We start from the raw sequence: 17,159 nt of genomic DNA on the forward strand, positions 1-17,159 counted from the left end.
AAGGAAGCCAAAGTGATGAAGAGGAGAATCAAGTGGATTGTATTGGTACTGATTATAATTGCAGCAGGTTATTTTCTATATAGTAAGATGTATAAGCCTGAAGCGCAGTTAGAGCCTGTTGAACCCCCACAAGCCATAACTTTTGAGGTCACACAGGAGACCATTACCAATTCCATACAAGTTAAAGGTAATTCTAATTATGAGAAAGAAACGCTTGTTTATGCTCCATATGCTTCAAAGGTGACAAAGTGGAAGGTTGAGAACGGTGGACAGGTCAAAAAAGGTGATTTACTGTTTACTCTCGATCAGGAAGCCTTGAAGAATGAGATTGCTACACAAGAGGCGACCATCCGTAAAGCAAAGCTGGAAGCAGAGCTGAATGCATTTGTGAGCCAGCAAGACGAGGAGAATGCAGCCCTTGGTGCGACTGAAGCAGAACGCATTAAAGCACTCACAGCCCAAGAAGCAACACGGCTAGGGGACGAGCTTAATCAGGTCAATGCCGAAATACAAGCACGCGAATTAACAGAGAAAAAAGCCAAACTCAAAACAGCACTTTATTATGCTCCGGCAACCGGCATTTTCTTATTTGACAGTGCAAGCGAAATTCCGCAAACAGTGACAGATAATCAATATATCGGAAAAATAGTAGATATGAACAAGCTAGAATTCATTGCTCTTGTAGGTGAACAAGACGTCTTCCGTATAAAGACAGGCATGAAGGTCGACGTAAAAATGACAGCTATAAAAGATTTGAAGTTATCTGGAGAAGTTACGAAGGTAGCGAAATTTGCAAAGACAGCTTCAGGTCAGAATGCTACTGCCAGTTCGGTTCCTCAATTCGAAGTGGTTATCACGCTGCAGCCTGACGAGCATTTGATCGGTGGCTTAAGCTTAAACGGAGAAATTGAAACAGTTCGCAAAGAAAATGCCACCGTTGTATCCAGCATAGCTGTAATGCATGAAGGAGACCTCTCCTACGTTATGCTGGATAAAGGGGACGGGCAATATGAACGAAAAGACATCGAAGTGGGTCTGGAAACTACGGACAAAACAGAGGTTCTCTCTGGGTTGAAGGTTGGAGATGTTGTTGTTCTTCAGTAACAATGACTAACGCTTAGATTTACTTCTCAATCGTTTGACGCCAAACGTTAATCTCTTTATTAAGATCGGTAAGATCAGGAACCGGAATTTGCTCATCGGAAAGGTTATATTTGGCTTTTAAGGCTAAGATCCGATAGACGCTTTCATCAATCCGTGTTTCTTGAATCTTACCGTTTTTTACGTTTTGCAAGAGGGAGTCCATGACCCGTTTTTCATTATCATAGCCGTGAGCGACAAGGAGAATATCACTACCTGCATTCACAGTATCTACTGCTGCTGTAGTCAGATCGTAGTTCTTCATAATGGCTCCCATGGTTAGATCGTCTGTAATTACGATTCCTTGGTAGCCCATTTCATCTCGAAGCTGTTCACCAATAATGGTACGCGATAAGGATGCGGGTTTGTCTGGATCTAATTTTGGAAACAAAATATGAGCGACCATTACGGCGTCCGTCCCCTCTTTAATAGCTGCTTGGAAGGGGAGCCATTCTAAGTCAGCTAGCTGACCGGCTGTTTTGTTCACAATCGGCAGATCCAGATGGGAGTCGACAGAAGTATCTCCGTGTCCTGGGAAATGCTTGACAACAGGAACGACGCCTTCGCTCTCAATTCCCTTCATTTCGGCAATCCCTAGTTGAATGACTTGGTCAGCAGCATTGCCGAACGACCGGTCTCCGATGACTGGATTGTCTGGATTGCTATTGATATCGAGAACGGGAGCAAAGTTCATATTAAATCCGGCTGAACGTACTTCTCTTGCGAGCAGCTTTCCCATTTTCTCGGCAGCAGCAGCGTCATTACTTGCACCCACTGTTCCGTTAGAAGGGAATGTAGCATATTCTTTAGGCATCCTGCTGACTTTTCCACCCTCCTGATCAACACTCATGAATAGTGGGGCAGGGTTGCCAGTGTTACTCTTTTTCATAGAATTGATAAGACTGATCATCCCTTTCAGGCTTTTAATATTGTCCTTATAGAGGATGATTCCACCTATTTTGTCTTCGGTAATCATCTTTTTAGCTTGCTCATCAAGGACAGTTCCATCAATTCCAACTAGGAGCATTTGTCCGATTTTTTCTTCCAAAGTCATCTCAGCAACCTGAAGAGCAATTGGATCGCTGACTGCTGAGGGGGTGGGAGCCAAGCTGGTGGTTGGTGCAGGTGTGGATTGGGAGGTCGGTGAATCGGTAGCTTCGGACTGTGAATTACTGCTGCTATTAGAACAGCCAGCAATGAGGAACAGTGACACCATAGCTGCAATAATGAAGAGTGTACCGGAAGTCTTAGGCTTTAGGCTGTGACGGGTGAATCTAATCATCTGAATAGTCGTCCTTTCGTTAGCTAAATTAGATATTGGGAGAGGAATCCTTGCTGACTTAGAAGCACGGTGATAAGATAAACTTAAATATTTACATATTAAATTTGAATAATGAGGTGACGGTCCAATGAAAGATGGATTAGTACAAGCACTTAATGAACAGATGAATTTCGAGTTTTATTCCGCTCATGTTTATCTAGCGATGGCTGCTTATTGTTCCGGCGAAAGTCTGGATGGATTTGCAAACTTTTTTCTAATTCAAGCCGAAGAAGAACGGTTCCATGCCATGAAGATTTATAAATTCCTTAACGACCGGGATAACCGTGCTACGCTAGAAGCACTGCCAGAGCCGAAGAACGAATATAACTCGATGTTAGATGCTTTTGAACATGCCTTCGCGCATGAACAGCAGAACACTAAACGGTTCTATCATTTGGCTGACCTTGCTCTGGATGAGCGTGAACATGCGACGATTTATTTCTTGAAATGGTTTATAGACGAGCAAGTAGAAGAAGAAGCACTCTTTAGCAACATCATCAGTAAACTGAAACGAATTGAAAAAGATAGCAACGCCTTCTACATGCTGGATGCCGAGTTTGCTGCACGTACTTTTACAGCTCCGGCTGAATAAGTTATTGAAGCCCAAAAGCCTGAGAAATCAGGCTTTTTTATTTTATAGAGGTAGGAAGTTTAATCGCGAGCAGCTTATTATCCGTCCGAATCATCAGCATCCCTCCAGTTTTAAGGGAAGGGGCAAAGTTACGAGAGCCTGTGTTCACAGTGAAAATAGGCTTTAGAGTTAACATGTCATAAGCGTGAAATAGGCCATCAGATTGTCCACTATAAACCACGTTTCCGAACAGATCCGTCTGTACCACTGGATTCTCTCCAATATTGAGGTCGACAAGCTGGCCGGTTCCTAGCTTAAGTGCGGATAAAGTACCTTTATCTTGATTTTGAAATAACATTCTTTGTTGATAAACTTGGTTCAATGGAGAGTCTTTTTCTTTAACCATCGAGGCCCAGGTTTGCACCGGTTTACCCTCTGCAGAATAATTCCAGAAATCATATTTCACAAACTTACTGCCCTGAAAGATGTAAAAGTCCTTTCCATCCAAAAACGCGTTTCCATTCATCCCATTATAACTGTACACACCATCTTTATTCTCGGTATCTGTCCATTTATATAAACGTTCTCCTTTTAATTCACCTGTCTTTATGTTGAACACGGATACTTTGACTTTTCGATTTACCGGGTCATCATCCATCATAAATGTATTCGTGATAGAGTAGAGGAGCCCATCCTTCACTGCTAACGGCATCCACTGCCGGGTCTGGTCCCATAGTTTTTTTCCTGTCAGACTGTCATAAGCGGCGAGTCCAGCAGTTGTTAAGGCCCCTTGAGACAGATAGCTGCGAATAACGACCCCATCTGATTCCATGACCTCTGATAAGCCTGTAAAGTTATTGCTTTTCTCTACAGCCTTCCATTTGATCTTTCCGGTTACGGCGTCAACTGCTGCTAATTGTTCCTCTTGAGTAACATAAATAGTAGATCCTAAACGCTGTATATTTGTAGCTTTGGGGAGTGTTATGGAAGCCGACCATGCTTTTTTACCTGCCTCATTAACGGCATATAGGGAGCCGCTTTGGGTCAGACCGTAGATAAATCCATTGCTGTACGTGAATAGCGGCGCTAATCCACTTCCGAACTCCCATATTTTTTTGCCTGTTGCCGCATTCATTGCGGTTAATTTTTCATTGCGCTGCAACGCAAAGATCTTTCCGTTTTCCGCGAGTGCTGTAATGTCCTGTCCGGTGATTCTGTCTTTTTTTAAAATGGCGAGTTGTGCTGACCAAACAGGTTTTAGGATCGGGGCTGTGACTTCACTGTAATAAGTGTTACTTAGGCTTACAATTGCTTTTTCTGCAGAAATGACTGACATTGATCCACTGTTTGTTATTGGAATTAAAATACTCCCTATAGCTAAACATGTAACAATTTTCTTCGGCAAAGACTGAATCATCACTCCACGCTCCTTTGAATTAGTCATTACTATAATTAGACAATAAAAATAGCAAAAAGTTACTATTCCAGAAGAATGGAAGCAAAGTTGAACGGGGGCAAACTATGTTGCGTCCTGCAAAACAGTTACGACCTTGCAACTCTATTTGACAGAGGGAACTATTGCGCCCCGTAGCAACACTGTTTCTCTAGACCCACCCGATTCTCAAAGTGTAGTATAGAACAATACTATTCTTTGGGGGTTCTTTTTTTGGAAACTTATAACGACATTAAACAAGGCGAAAAAGGAGCTTGGCTAAGCATCGTTGCTTATATCTTTTTATCAGCTATCAAGCTGTTCATAGGTACGGTCTCAGGATCTCAAGCGTTGCTTGCAGATGGATTGAATAACAGTACAGATATTATTGCTTCTATCGCGGTACTAATTGGCCTGAAGATTTCCAGAAGACCGCCGGATTCGAACCACAGCTACGGGCATTTTAGAGCGGAGACCGTGGCTTCATTAATTGCTTCATTCATTATGATTGCGGTAGGGCTTCAAGTTTTGTACCAAGCTGTGAACAAATTTATTCAACCAGCACTGGAAAGTCCTGATCTCATAGCGGCGTGGACGGCAGTGGGCTGTGCTGTAGTTATGATGGCTGTCTATATGTATAATATTAGGCTGGCCCGTGCCATTAACAGTAACGCAATGCGGGCAGTAGCACTGGATAATCGATCAGATGCTATAGTTAGCGTGGGCGCTTTTATCGGAATTGTGGCTTCCTCCTTGGGCGTTCCTTGGCTTGACCCGCTTACAGCCATCATTGTCGGACTAATCATCTGTAAGACGGCATGGGATATCTTTAGCAAAGCTACGCATGATCTGACGGACGGATTTGATGCGGAAGAGCTTGAACATATGAAAGAAACTGTGGCAGAAATTGATGGTGTACAATCCATAAAAGATATCAAAGCCCGTATCCATGGGAATAACGTATTAGTAGACACAACTGTGCTAGTGGATTCTCAACTAAGTGTAGTGCAGAGTCATGATATTACGGAAGAAATTGAAGAACAGTTAAAAGACCGGCACCAAGTTTCCAATGTACTTGTACATATCGAACCCGTGATGAAGTAGAGATTTATCAGTAGGTGCCATATGTACAGCTAATGGTTGAATATAAGCACCTGTGATGTTGTTAATAGTTCTTTTGTGGAGAAAGGTGGAAAATAAAATTGAAATGTAATTTTCAAGAAACGGAATGGTGATTTCATGATCGCTTGGAAAGATTCATATGATATCGGTGTAGAAAAAATTGACTGCCAGCACAGACAGTTGTTAGCGAAATTGAACGAATTCTTTGAAGCATGCAGTAATCAGCAAGGGAAAGAAAAGATTGAGGAAACACTGAAATTCTTAAAAGAATACACGATTGAACATTTCAGTAATGAAGAGCAGCTGATGGAGGAGATCAACTTCCCTGAACTAGCTGAACATCGTCAGACGCATGCTGATTTCGTGAAGGCAGTTCTCGAATTGGAAGAAACGGTCAAAACAAAGGGAGTATCCGTACTCTCAACCATCAAGCTTAATCGAACGTTAACAGACTGGCTGATAAATCACATCAATAAATGCGATAAGCTGATTGGTCAATGTATGGCCACACGTGATAAAGCGATATAAGATAAACCTCCAAAGAAGATGCCGATGGGCATTTTCTTTTTTTAGTTCCGATGTTTTCCGAACACCGCATTGCAGTTTATACTGGGTTAACGGTTTGTGTTATGATTTGAGATAAGAAGTAGAGAAGTAGTTAGGTAAAGGGGAGAGAAACGATGAAAACATTACGAATGTTAGCTTCAGGATTTGCTATGCTGCTCATTCTGGGTCTTGTTAATTTCTACATTGGCTATCACGGCTGGTTACTTATTCATGAATGGTTTTCAGGTGTTTCGTCAGCAGTATTCTGGACATTATTTATGCTGATCGCTTTTGCGTATGTCATTGGAATGATCCCATGGCCAAAATCGGTTAAACCGATCGCCAGATTCTTTAAAGTGATTGGATCGTATTATTTAGCGTGTATGGAATTTGCAATCATTATGTTACCTTTGGCAGACCTATTATATGTGATACTGGGATGGTCAGGAATCAATCGTACCTATTACATTGCAGAAGCGGGCGGGACAATTCTGATATTACTGGCAGTCTTTCTGGTCTGGGGTTCAATCAACGCCTGGAGTACCGTGATCCGCACACATTCCATACCTATTGATAAATCTATTGGCACCAGCACGCCATTAACGATCGCGGTTGCTTCAGACCTGCACTTAGGGAATATCGTGGGCAATCGTCATCTCAAAAAAATGGTGGCACAAATGAACGCGATGCAACCCGATGTGATTTTGCTGGCTGGAGATGTCTTGGATGACAGCATTGAACCTTTTATCCGCAATAGTATGAGTGAACAGATTAAACAGTTAAAAGCTCGTTATGGTGTCTACGCAGTACTGGGCAATCACGAATATTATGGTGGATCAATTAAGGAATATACCGATTTGATGAGTAGTATTGGGATCAAGGTCCTGCAAGATGAGGTTGAAGAAGTCGCAGGAACGTATATTGTAGGCCGAAAAGACAAGACAGCCGAGACGATGGAAGCTGGTGGCAGACAAAGTGTAAGCACCTTGCTCGAAGGACTTGATCTTACACGTCCTGTGATTATGATGGATCATCAGCCTACAGGCTTCGACGTAGCCGCTCAAGCTGGGGTAGACGTTCTACTCTCGGGTCATACACACCGAGGACAGATTGCTCCTAATCACTGGATCACTAAACGTTTGTTCGAGCTGGACTGGGGATATCTTCGTAAGGACAATTTGCATGTAGTCGTGTCGTCAGGTTATGGAACATGGGGCCCCCCAATTCGTTTAGCAAGCCGGTCGGAGATCATTAAGCTGGAGGTTATGCTGGAGGGTTCTAAAAAATACAGTGAAGAGCCTGTTTCCACAAAAACGGTGTTAATCTAAAGTGAGTTTATTTAGAGGCTGTTTCATCAGCAGATTTATCTGCTAGGTGAGGCAGCTTCTTTTTTTGACAACTCATGGGGAGTGTAGTATGTTTAAAATTAGTTAAGGACTTAACTATATTGGAGCTGAATTATAGAAAATGGATCATTTACAACAGTTTGTGCTGAATCAGCCATTGCATACCAAAGCATTTTTTACATTAGTTGAAGCTACTGCAAATTTAGTTTCTGTTTCTGAGAAATATTGGCAGTCGAAAGGATTGAACGGAGCAAGAATTCGTATCTTGGTGGAGATCTCTAAACAGGGAGGTGCGATTCTGCCTTCTACATTGGCTCACATTATTGGAGTTACCAAAGCTAATATAAGCATGCTGTTAACACCATTGGAGCGAGATGGATTAATAACCCGTTCGAATGATACCAAGGATGGCAGAAAAAGCGTCATTTCGATTACGACTGAAGGCCAGCAATTACTTCTGGAGCATCTTCCAGAGAATCGTCAGGCTGTCGCAGAGAGAATGAAGAATCTGAATGATCAGGAGCTTCATCAACTTATCTTTTTATTACAAAAACTGAGTACATTCGAATAACAGAAAGGGTGTTATGTATGTCGATTATGGTTACAGGAGCCACAGGTCAATTAGGCAGCTTAATTATGGAGAAGCTTGAGAAGTACGTTCCGGCTAGTCAAGTTATTGCTTGTGTTCGTCAGCCAGAGAAAGCTGTTAATTATTTAGAAAAAGGGTTCGAAGTCCGTTTTGGCGATTATGACCAGTTAGATACGCTGATTGAAGCTTTTACTGGGGTCACAACGTTACTTTTAATCTCCAGCTCTCATACCGATGATAAGATCAGATTACATCAGCATGCTCAGGTCATTCATGCAGCAAAAAAGGCCAATGTGAAGCATCTGCTTTATACTGGATTTGCCTTTCCACCCAAAGGTCCGATTCCTTCTTATCATGTTCATTTACTAACTGAGCAGATGATTCTTGAATCAGGGATAGATTATACGTTTCTACGTAACGCTTTGTATATAGATTTTGTGGGTGTGCTTGGGTTGAAGGAAGCGATGGAAAGCGGTGAGCTACCCACTTATCCAGGGAACTGGCAGTTTAATTCAGTCACTCGTGAGGACCTCGCTTTAGCTACGGCAAAGGTTCTTACAACGAATGGACATATGAAACAAGTCTACGAACTAGCTGCACCAAACGTTTGGGACTTCAACAAATTAGTTGATGTATTATCAGAGTTATCAGGGAAAAAAATTACGTTTCGCCAGGATTCAAGTATTCAGCATTGGATTTATTCGTTTCTAGCGAAGATAGATACTGCTTCTACATCAAAAGATCTGGAGAGACTGATGGAGCGGCCGGTTACCACACTTAGAGAGAGTATTAAGCCTTTTGTTTGATCTGACTTTAGTTGTTCTATCGTTATAAAGTTGTTACTATGAGTTCATCCATTATTCAGGGAGTGTAAATGATGAAGAAGATTTTAGTAGCAGATGACGATGTGAATATTCGAACATTATTAAAACATGTACTAACAAGGGAAGGATATCAGGTGATGGAGGCCAGTGATGGCCGAGATGCGATACATAAATTGCAGGACAGTATTGCGGATTTAGCGGTCGTAGATGTAATGATGCCACATGTAGATGGGTTAGAGCTATGTCAGCATATTAGAGAAACGTATGATATTCCGATCATTTTATTGACAGCACGTCAGCAGCTGAGTGATAAAGAGCAAGGTTATTTGCGGGGGACGGATGATTATCTAACGAAACCTTTTGAGCCTGAAGAGTTGCTATTTCGGATCAAAGCGTTATTTCGCCGCTATTCCATTGCTTCAGATGATCGGATTCGATTAAATTCTCTAGTTATTGACCGCAAAAATTATGAAATAACCGATGGTGATGAGGTTCTGCTGCTACCGGTAAAAGAGTTTGAGCTTCTGGCTCAATTGGCACAATATCCAGGCAGGTTATATACACGTAGTGAGTTAATTGAACTGGTATGGGGCATGGATTATGAAGGGGATGAGCGAACAGTCGATGTACATATCAAACGATTGCGTCAGCGCTTCGTAGATTATCAGGAAGATTTTGTGATCCGAACCGTTCGAGGCATTGGCTATAAATTGGAGATGGTTAACGTATGAGATCCTTGTATGTCCGGATGTGTATTGTCTTCTGTTCAGTAATTGTGGTGAGTAGCCTTCTTGGATTTTTGGTGTCTAATATTTATTATCAAGCCCAGATTAAATCTCAGAACGATGCCAAACTTACCGGAATGGCAATAGAAGTTCAACAATTCGCAGAATCACATCCGGAGACGATGGAGGATTATCTGCGGAGTATAGCCAAGCTGGGTTATAAAATCTATTTAACAGATGCTGAAGGGGAATCAAGATTCTACGGTAAGCCCTTTAGAAAAGAAGATTTGGATGAGCAGCAACTACAAAAGGTTCTGAATGGGCAAATTTATCATGGGGTTGCTGAGTTTCCGGACAGTGCATTTATTACCGGCTTTTTTGATAATCAACTGCGCAATTCAATTGGTGTTCCTGTAAAAGTAAACAATGAGACGTATGCTTTGTTTATGCGGCCGGATGCTGAAGTACAGTTCGGGGAGCTGCGCGTTTTTTTTGCTGTGATCATTGGGTTCACCGTGTTGTTTAGCTTAGGATTTGTAATGATTAGCGTACTGCATGTGGTCAGACCTATTACACGTTTGACGACGGCCACTAAACGGATCTCAAAAGGCAGATACGATATCAAATTGAATACGTGGCGGCGTGATGAGATTGGTCAGCTAGCTTCCCATTTTATGATTATGAGCCGGGAGCTGGAACGAACAAATCGGGCACGTCAGGAATTTGTCGCTAATGTATCGCATGAAATTGAGTCGCCATTAACATCTATTCAGGGATTTGCCCAAGCTTTAAAAGATTCTACCTTACCTGAGGATGAACGGTTACAGTATCTCAATATTATTGACCAAGAAAGCCATCGTCTTTCATTGCTTAGCAAACAGCTGCTTACCTTGTCTTCACTTGATTATGATCCTAATTCCATACAGAAAAAGTCGACAGACTTGCGTGCACAACTAAGACAGGTCGTACAAATCATGGAATGGAGATTAACGGAGAAACAACTGGCCGTGCGTTTGAATCTTGCTGACATCAGCGTTCTAGGTGATTCAAATCTATTGTTCCAGGTATGGATGAACCTGCTCTCCAACGCCATAAAATACACACCTGCTGAAGGTTCCATTATGATTTCCGCGAAGCTAGTGGAACAGAACTGTATTGTTTCTGTGTCGGATACTGGTGAAGGCATTTCAGCCGAGGAGTTACCGTTAATCTTTGATCGTTTCTATAAAGTAGATCGAGCACGAACGCATGAAACACATAGCAGCGGACTTGGACTTGCGATTTCTCAAAAAATCGTAGAAGCGCATAACGGAACCATTGAAGTAACCAGTACTTTGGGTGAAGGGACTACCTTTACAGTTACACTTCCGCTTTTGTAATTCATTATTCATACTCCGTTCATTTTCATCTTCTAAACTGTGACTATACAGATTAGAAGGAGTGGTAATATGTTTTTAGCCTTAAGGGAAATGCGACATTCTAAAGCCAGATACCTATTAATTATGGTTATCATGTTATTGGTTTCCTTTCTTGTACTTTTCGTCACGGGACTAGCCAGAGGATTAGCGTATGCAAATATCTCTGCAGTAGAGAACATGCCGGCGAATTATTTTGTAGTACAAGGTGATGCGGATCAGACCTTTAGACGTTCTCAGTTAACAGATACGGAGCTCCAGAATGTACGTTCAGTAGTTGGAGACAATAATGCGTCTTCACTTGCAATGCAGATGAGCACTGTCACTGCTAATGATGCAGACGTTAAAGCAGATATTACTTTTTTTGCAGTAGATATGAATGGGTTATTAGCCCCTAAAGTAGCTGAAGGTGACAAGATTACTAATGAGACAAACGGTAAAGTCCTTGTTGATCGTGACCTCGAACAGTCAGGAATCAAACTTGGCAGTATTATTCGTGATCAGGCAACCGGGATGGAATTTACTGTTGCAGGTTTTGTTGAGGATAGCTCATACAGCCATACCCCAGTAGTTTATATCAACAATCAGGATTGGCAAGCTATGAAGCAGGGGGTTAACCAAGGAGAAGAAACCTCTTCGTCGGTACCGTTTAATGTGATTGCCCTGAATGCGAATGCTGATCAAGTAGATAAGATTTCAACGAATGTAAAAGATGTAGAGGTCATTACGCAAAAAGTAGCTATATCCAATATTCCGGGCTACTCGGCAGAGCAGGGTTCACTGCTAATGATGATTGTTTTCCTGTTTGTGATCGCAGCGTTTGTTCTGGCGGTATTCTTCTATGTCATTACGATTCAGAAAACAAGTCAGTTTGGTATTCTGAAGGCGATGGGTACTAAAATGTCTTACTTGGCTTGGAGCGTGGTAGGGCAGGTCATGATTTTAGCTATATCAAGTCTTTGCATTAGCTTACTGCTTACCTTTGGGATGAATAAGGTCCTGCCAGATTCGATGCCATTCCAACTGGAGCCTTCCACCATTCTTTTAACCAGCTGTTTATTCGTTGGGATGTCTCTTTTAGGATCACTAATTTCTGTCGCTAAAGTGGCAAAAGTAGATGCATTAGAAGCTATTGGGAGGGCTGGAGCATGAGTGCAAAACTAATTATGAAGCAAGTAACCAAAAACTACGGTGATGGCGACACAACGGTGTCTGTGCTGAACAATTTGAATCTGATCGTTAATGAAGGGGAATTCGTTGCTGTCCTTGGACCTTCGGGAACAGGGAAAAGTACATTCCTTTCAGCGGCTGGTGCGCTTCTAACACCTACTAGCGGTGAGATTTTTATAGATGGAGAATCACTTACAGATAAAAGTAAAAGTGAGCTGACAGAGCTCCGTTTAGAGAAGATAGGCTTTATGTTCCAAAGCGCTCAACTATTGCCTTATTTGAAGGTAGAGGAGCAACTCCTTTTTGTAGCTAAGCAGGGGAAAATGAGTGCTAAGGAAGCGAAGGAACGGGCTGCCGATTTGATGAAACGATTGGATATCTGGAAACGGCGTAATCACTATCCGGAGCAGCTATCCGGTGGGGAGAAGCAGCGTGTAGCTATCGCTAGAGCATGGATGAATAAACCAGCGATTCTCTTTGCAGATGAGCCGACAGCCAGTCTGGACTTCAAACGCGGAAGAGAAGTTGTACGCATGATCGCTGATGAGGTGAAGAGTGAGGGGAAAGCAGCGGTAATGGTCACTCATGATGAACGGATGCTCGAATGGTGTGACCGCGTTCTGCATCTGGAAGACGGGCATTTGGTTGAACATCAAGTATAATTTCATAGTGTGGAAGAAAAAAAGCTATTTGTCTTTTCTAAAGACAAGTAGCTTTTTTATAAAGACATCGGTAGCTAAGGAAGAAGAACATTCTTGATGTCGGATGATCGAGAATTGCCTTTCCAGATGATGTTGCCTGATTGGCAGCTCCTTGATCTCACCACTTTCCAGTTCCTTCCGTACAATCCATCTGGAGAGCATGGCGATTCCGAGACCGGAGGCCACAGCTTCTTTAACACCTTGAGAGCTGTTGAAGACATAGGATCTTTTAACAGAAATATCTTCCTCCTGTAGGAAATGATCGCTGAAAGCTCGTGTGCCCGAGCCATGCTCGCGAAGCACCCAAACCTGATCCTGCAACATGCTCTGCTCCACAGAAATCGCTTTTGACAGAGGGTGGGTAGCAGGGGCGACCATAATCATCTCGTCTTTCATATAAGGAGTGACGTTGAGATCATTCTCATGGACCTCGCCTTCAATAAACCCTATGTCCAGTTCGTTGGATTTAACGCCTCCAATAATCTCCTCAGTATTGCCTATCGTCACTTGCAGCTTGACCTGCGGATATCGATTGGCAAAATCAGCAAGTCTTGCCGGCAAAATATATTCACCAATAGTAAAACTAGCGCCGATATGTATACTCCCAGTGACTTCGTCCTGAAGCATATGGATTTCCTGACTTGCTTCATCGAAATGAGCCAATATTTGTTTGGCGTGTTTATAAAGAATACTACCGGCTTCTGTTAATCTAACCTGTTTAGAAGAACGATGCAGGAGTTTAGCACCGAGCTCATTCTCAAGATTCCGGATATGCAGACTGACACCGGGTTGAGATAAATTCAGCGCTTCTCCTGCTTTGGAAAAATGACTCAGTTCAGCTACAGTAACGAATACGCGTAATGGATCTACAATCATTTTAATCCCTCATTAGATTAGTCTATACTCCCGAATAAGCCAAGAATCCACCGTCAACGGGGACGGTAACTCCGGTCACAAAGCTGGACATTGCTTCATCTGCTAACCAGAGTAGTGTGCCAAGCAGATCCTCCGGCTGTCCAAAGCGGCGCATTGGAGTATGAGAGATGATTTTTTGGGAACGGTCTGTAAGCTCGCCATCTTCACGAACCAACAGCTTCTCATTTTGTTTAGTAAGGAAAAAGCCAGGGGCAATGGCATTCACACGTATACCAGACTCAGCGAAATGAACGGAGAGCCACTGGGTGAGATTATTAATTCCTGCTTTGGCAGCGCTGTAGGCAGGTACTTTGGTCATTGGAGAAGGTGCGCTCATGGATGAAATATTAATTATAGATGTGCCCGTTCTGCCGAGCATCTGCTTGGCAAAAACTTGGGTTGGGATCAATGTTCCAATCAGATTAAGGTCCATCACGTTGCGAAATCCATCTACACTAAGGTCAAAAAAAGTGAATATGTCCGGGTTCTCCAGGTCATCATTTTTGAAAATCTCTTGGGTCGTATTTGCTGAGGAATCATTTCCGCCAGCACCGTTAATTAATAGATCGCAAGGACCCCAGTGATTCTTAACAGCTTCTGCGGCTTTCATAACACTCTGTTGATCTGTAACATCACAGGAGAGTGAAATTGCTTGACCGCCTGCGGCAGTAATTTCAGCGGCAACCAAATCTCCCTTAGCTGCGGTACGATTTAGAATCGCGACTTTAGCTCCTTGTCGACCTAACTCTAGCGCCATAACCCGGCATAATACACCGGCTCCTCCGGTAATCACAGCGATTTTTCCTTCTAATGTTGGATGCAAAGTTAATTCTAGCATAACCATTGAGCCTCCCTAAAAGTCCTGAGTGTGATTAAAGTTCCTTATCAAGTACGAACTAATCCCTGTTTGGATTGCCCATCGTTCACAGGTTTCTACAAGCTGTCTGCCAATTCCTTCTCCGCGGCAAGTCTGATCAACAACAAGACCTCCGATTTCAACAAATGAAGGAGACTCAAGCAAAATTCGAACGGTCGCATGTATCCATCCTACCAATCGGTGATCTGATTCAGCTACATATACAGCATGATCTTTATGGGTTCCGATTTCTTGTAGTCGTTCCCTAATTGTTCCAACACATAGATCCGGACATTCCCTAATAAATTTACTTAGTGCTGTTACGATAGGCAGAAGGGGAGATTCCTATTGTCTTTTTGAAATATTTAGAGAAATGGGCTAATTCCATACTTACTTGCTCCGCGATATCTGAAATGCTGAAATTGCTATAAGAAAGCTGTCTTTTAGCATGCTCCATTCTTTTCAATTGTACATAATGCATGGGGGGAACCCCTATAAATTTCTTGAAGTAGGGGATGAAATAGTTCGGATGTAAGTGGACAATTTCTGCTAACTCTTCTATTTCTATGGGTTTATCCAGCCGCTCATCAATATATTGAAGAACATAGGCGAGCTTTCCTTGATCCCCCGTATGTATAAATTCTTGCATAAAGTCTGTTTTGATATTCTCGTTCGATTCAAGGCAAGTAGCAATTAGATTGAGGACGTTCGCCTGAGTACGCAGAATGGACAATACATCATCTTTTTGAAACTGTTCGATCATTTCTGTGAAAATAACCCGTACGGAATCTGGGTCGGGCGCATCACAGATAAACAGTTTGTTTGCCGAATGGAATAAGGGCCACTCCCCAATATCAGCATCAAAATGGCAGAAATAGCGTGTATAGGGATCATTCATTGACGTTTCTGTAGTTTGAGTGCTTCCTGCGGGCATGATCATTAGCTGACCTGCTCTCGGATAATAAGTAACACCGTTAATGATAACTTTTCCCTCACCGCGGTCAATAAAATACAGCCGATTAAATGTTGGGGTTTCCAGCGTACGATTCCACCCGCTATATCCGCTTCTAAGTTGGGCATGGGTCACTTTTACGGTAAGATTCTGGAGGAATCTGCCGGTAAGGTTACCTGGATTATTCATCATCTAGCTCCTCTATGACTTGATTATCCTTATTATAACGAATTTATTTAACTAAATCATCTTATTATTATGCAAATAATGCTTAGTTTCGATCATGTTCATGTCTATTAATTAAGTATATTCTCATAACATAACCTCAAATAGGGAAGTGATCTGATTGAATAAAGTACGGTATGGCATTATTGGAATTGGGAATATGGGGAGTGCACATGCACAAAGTCTGTTGAATCATATTAAAGATGCTGAGCTTGCAGCTGTATGTGATGTAAGGGAAGAACGTTTGAAATGGGCAGAAGAGCATTTACCGGAAAGTGTACAGAAATTTGCAACACCCCAAGAGTTATATGAGTCTCATCTCATAGATGCAGTATTAATCTGTACTCCACATTATGATCATCCAACTTTAGCTATCGAGGCTTTTCAATATGGTTATCATGTATTGGTAGAGAAACCGGCTGGGGTCTATACCAAAGCTGTTAAGCAGATGAACGAAGCTGCAGCAAAGTCTGATCGCAAATTCGGAATCATGTATAACCAGCGGACGAATCCTTTATATCAAAAGCTTAGGGATCTCATAAAGTCTGGTGAACTAGGCGAAATCCGCCGCACAAATTGGATCATCACCAACTGGTACAGATCACAAAGTTACTATAATTCCGGTGGTTGGCGGGCTACATGGGCAGGCGAAGGTGGTGGGGTGCTGCTGAATCAAGATCCTCATCAACTAGATTTATGGCAGTGGACGACAGGTATGATGCCTAAGCGGATCAGAGCGTTTTGTCATTTTGGTAAATACCGCAATATTGAGGTTGAAGATGATGTAACCGCTTATGTGGAATATGAAAATGGTGCGACAGGGCTTTTTATCACCACAACAGGTGAAGCACCGGGAACTAACCGTTTCGAAATTACTGGTGATCATGGAAAAATCGTAGTGGAAGACGGGAAGCTAACCTTTTGGCGTCTACGCACGCCGGAGCCGCAATTCAATGCAGAGTTTACGGGAGGATTCGGCAGCCCAGAGTGTTGGAAATGTGAGATTCCTGTAGAAGAAGGTGGCGGTGAACAGCATAAAGGAATTTTGCGGAACTTTACGAATGCCATTCTACACGATGAGAAATTGTTAGCTCCGGGTGAGGAAGGTATTCACGGTCTAACGTTATCTAATGGAATGTATTTATCGGCTTGGACCGACGATTGGGTGGAGTTACCGATTGATGAAGATCTATTTTATGAGAAGCTCATGGAAAAGGTAGAGAATTCTAACTTCAACAAAGAAACCACAGTCGCCCAAACCTTTGGTGTTAAGGGAACTCATTAAATTCTAATCAGAGAGGAAAGATCC

The 17,159-nt window shown here is 42.5% G+C and carries 18 protein-coding genes; 12 read left to right on the forward strand and 6 right to left on the reverse strand.

Translation table 11 applies throughout. From position 1 onward, the window contains the following. Positions 1-15: 15 nt before the first annotated feature. Positions 16-1,104, forward strand: a complete 1,089-nt coding sequence (locus NSQ50_RS14015) for an efflux RND transporter periplasmic adaptor subunit (RefSeq protein ID WP_076129326.1) — start codon at positions 16-18, stop codon at positions 1,102-1,104. Positions 1,105-1,123: 19 nt separating this feature from the next. On the opposite strand, the gene nagZ is transcribed toward NSQ50_RS14015, so the two are convergent. Continuing rightward, positions 1,124-2,422: a beta-N-acetylhexosaminidase gene (gene nagZ / locus NSQ50_RS14020; RefSeq protein ID WP_076222632.1), complete on the reverse strand. Its 1,299-nt coding sequence runs from the start codon at positions 2,420-2,422 to the stop codon at positions 1,124-1,126. Positions 2,423-2,549: 127 nt separating this feature from the next. Here nagZ and NSQ50_RS14025 point away from each other — a divergent pair, with 127 nt between their 5' ends. Beyond that, positions 2,550-3,053 carry a ferritin gene (locus NSQ50_RS14025; RefSeq protein WP_076129328.1) on the forward strand — a complete coding sequence of 168 codons (504 nt, stop codon included), beginning with the start codon at positions 2,550-2,552 and terminating at the stop codon, positions 3,051-3,053. Positions 3,054-3,090: 37 nt separating this feature from the next. Here NSQ50_RS14025 and NSQ50_RS14030 read toward each other — a convergent pair whose 3' ends face one another. Next, complete coding sequence (locus NSQ50_RS14030) at positions 3,091-4,476, reverse strand: PQQ-binding-like beta-propeller repeat protein (RefSeq protein WP_280775679.1); 1,386 nt, start codon at positions 4,474-4,476, stop codon at positions 3,091-3,093. A gap of 222 nt (positions 4,477-4,698) precedes the next feature. On the opposite strand from NSQ50_RS14030, the gene NSQ50_RS14035 reads away from it, so the two are divergent. The 9 genes from NSQ50_RS14035 (at position 4,699) to NSQ50_RS14075 (ending at position 12,863) form a co-directional block, all read left to right on the forward strand. Continuing rightward, a complete protein-coding gene (locus NSQ50_RS14035) occupies positions 4,699-5,568 on the forward strand; it encodes a cation diffusion facilitator family transporter (protein WP_076129330.1) in 870 nt (289 codons plus the stop codon). Positions 5,569-5,703: 135 nt separating this feature from the next. Next, entirely contained in the window at positions 5,704-6,114 is a 411-nt protein-coding gene (locus NSQ50_RS14040) for a bacteriohemerythrin (protein ID WP_051491008.1), read from the forward strand. Between the two features lie 152 nt (positions 6,115-6,266). Continuing rightward, complete coding sequence (locus tag NSQ50_RS14045) at positions 6,267-7,460, forward strand: metallophosphoesterase (RefSeq protein WP_076129331.1); 1,194 nt, start codon at positions 6,267-6,269, stop codon at positions 7,458-7,460. 139 nt (positions 7,461-7,599) lie between these two features. Beyond that, complete coding sequence (locus NSQ50_RS14050; protein WP_076129332.1) at positions 7,600-8,049, forward strand: MarR family winged helix-turn-helix transcriptional regulator; 450 nt, start codon at positions 7,600-7,602, stop codon at positions 8,047-8,049. Between the two features lie 17 nt (positions 8,050-8,066). After that, on the forward strand, positions 8,067-8,873 hold the full coding sequence (locus NSQ50_RS14055; protein WP_076222626.1) for an NmrA family NAD(P)-binding protein: 807 nt from the start codon (positions 8,067-8,069) through the stop codon (positions 8,871-8,873). 71 nt (positions 8,874-8,944) lie between these two features. Further along, positions 8,945-9,622 carry a response regulator transcription factor gene (locus NSQ50_RS14060; protein WP_076129334.1) on the forward strand — a complete coding sequence of 226 codons (678 nt, stop codon included), beginning with the start codon at positions 8,945-8,947 and terminating at the stop codon, positions 9,620-9,622. Next, a complete protein-coding gene (locus tag NSQ50_RS14065) occupies positions 9,619-10,995 on the forward strand; it encodes a sensor histidine kinase (protein WP_076099326.1) in 1,377 nt (458 codons plus the stop codon). The genes NSQ50_RS14060 and NSQ50_RS14065 overlap by 4 nt, the downstream gene beginning before the upstream one ends. A 123-nt stretch (positions 10,996-11,118) precedes the next feature. Next, complete coding sequence (locus NSQ50_RS14070; RefSeq protein WP_249267730.1) at positions 11,119-12,183, forward strand: ABC transporter permease; 1,065 nt, start codon at positions 11,119-11,121, stop codon at positions 12,181-12,183. Next, positions 12,180-12,863 (forward strand): ABC transporter ATP-binding protein, encoded by a 684-nt coding sequence (locus NSQ50_RS14075; protein WP_036678191.1) that lies wholly within the window; start codon positions 12,180-12,182, stop codon positions 12,861-12,863. The genes NSQ50_RS14070 and NSQ50_RS14075 overlap by 4 nt, the downstream gene beginning before the upstream one ends. Before the next feature lie 24 nt (positions 12,864-12,887). Here NSQ50_RS14075 and NSQ50_RS14080 read toward each other — a convergent pair whose 3' ends face one another. The 4 genes from NSQ50_RS14080 to NSQ50_RS14095 are packed head-to-tail and all read right to left on the reverse strand — an operon-like array spanning position 12,888 to position 15,817. After that, the gene (locus NSQ50_RS14080; RefSeq protein ID WP_076222623.1) at positions 12,888-13,778 is read right to left on the reverse strand and encodes a LysR family transcriptional regulator; all 891 of its coding nucleotides are present in this window, start codon (positions 13,776-13,778) and stop codon (positions 12,888-12,890) included. Between the two features lie 22 nt (positions 13,779-13,800). Further along, positions 13,801-14,655, reverse strand: coding sequence for an SDR family oxidoreductase (locus NSQ50_RS14085; protein ID WP_036678188.1), 855 nt, complete (start codon positions 14,653-14,655; stop codon positions 13,801-13,803). A gap of 15 nt (positions 14,656-14,670) precedes the next feature. After that, positions 14,671-15,006 carry a GNAT family N-acetyltransferase gene (locus NSQ50_RS14090; RefSeq protein WP_080742489.1) on the reverse strand — a complete coding sequence of 112 codons (336 nt, stop codon included), beginning with the start codon at positions 15,004-15,006 and terminating at the stop codon, positions 14,671-14,673. After that, a complete protein-coding gene (locus tag NSQ50_RS14095) occupies positions 14,981-15,817 on the reverse strand; it encodes an AraC family transcriptional regulator (RefSeq protein ID WP_305953517.1) in 837 nt (278 codons plus the stop codon). The genes NSQ50_RS14090 and NSQ50_RS14095 overlap by 26 nt, the downstream gene beginning before the upstream one ends. Positions 15,818-15,971: 154 nt before the next feature. On the opposite strand from NSQ50_RS14095, the gene NSQ50_RS14100 reads away from it, so the two are divergent. Beyond that, a complete protein-coding gene (locus NSQ50_RS14100) occupies positions 15,972-17,135 on the forward strand; it encodes a Gfo/Idh/MocA family protein (RefSeq protein WP_076222621.1) in 1,164 nt (387 codons plus the stop codon). Positions 17,136-17,159 lie beyond the last annotated feature (24 nt).

Origin of the sequence: Paenibacillus sp. FSL R10-2788 (assembly GCF_038003885.1) — a bacterium.
Lineage (GTDB): Bacteria > Bacillota > Bacilli > Paenibacillales > Paenibacillaceae > Paenibacillus_AQ > Paenibacillus_AQ odorifer.

Bases quoted from the DNA above. Each gene is read 5' to 3' on its own strand.
- NSQ50_RS14095 (WP_305953517.1), bottom strand. From the start codon at position 15,817: ATGATGAATAATCCAGGTAACCTTACCGGCAGATTCCTCCAGAATCTT.
- NSQ50_RS14075 (WP_036678191.1), top strand. From the start codon at position 12,180: ATGAGTGCAAAACTAATTATGAAGCAAGTAACCAAAAACTACGGTGAT.
- NSQ50_RS14070 (WP_249267730.1), top strand. From the start codon at position 11,119: ATGGTTATCATGTTATTGGTTTCCTTTCTTGTACTTTTCGTCACGGGA.
- NSQ50_RS14060 (WP_076129334.1), top strand. From the start codon at position 8,945: ATGAAGAAGATTTTAGTAGCAGATGACGATGTGAATATTCGAACATTA.
- NSQ50_RS14030 (WP_280775679.1), bottom strand. From the start codon at position 4,476: ATGACTAATTCAAAGGAGCGTGGAGTGATGATTCAGTCTTTGCCGAAG.
- NSQ50_RS14040 (WP_051491008.1), top strand. From the start codon at position 5,704: ATGATCGCTTGGAAAGATTCATATGATATCGGTGTAGAAAAAATTGAC.
- NSQ50_RS14055 (WP_076222626.1), top strand. From the start codon at position 8,067: ATGTCGATTATGGTTACAGGAGCCACAGGTCAATTAGGCAGCTTAATT.
- NSQ50_RS14065 (WP_076099326.1), top strand. From the start codon at position 9,619: ATGAGATCCTTGTATGTCCGGATGTGTATTGTCTTCTGTTCAGTAATT.
- NSQ50_RS14050 (WP_076129332.1), top strand. From the start codon at position 7,600: ATGGATCATTTACAACAGTTTGTGCTGAATCAGCCATTGCATACCAAA.
- NSQ50_RS14080 (WP_076222623.1), bottom strand. From the start codon at position 13,778: ATGATTGTAGATCCATTACGCGTATTCGTTACTGTAGCTGAACTGAGT.
- NSQ50_RS14045 (WP_076129331.1), top strand. From the start codon at position 6,267: ATGAAAACATTACGAATGTTAGCTTCAGGATTTGCTATGCTGCTCATT.
- NSQ50_RS14015 (WP_076129326.1), top strand. From the start codon at position 16: ATGAAGAGGAGAATCAAGTGGATTGTATTGGTACTGATTATAATTGCA.
- nagZ (WP_076222632.1), bottom strand. From the start codon at position 2,422: ATGATTAGATTCACCCGTCACAGCCTAAAGCCTAAGACTTCCGGTACA.
- NSQ50_RS14085 (WP_036678188.1), bottom strand. From the start codon at position 14,655: ATGCTAGAATTAACTTTGCATCCAACATTAGAAGGAAAAATCGCTGTG.
- NSQ50_RS14025 (WP_076129328.1), top strand. From the start codon at position 2,550: ATGAAAGATGGATTAGTACAAGCACTTAATGAACAGATGAATTTCGAG.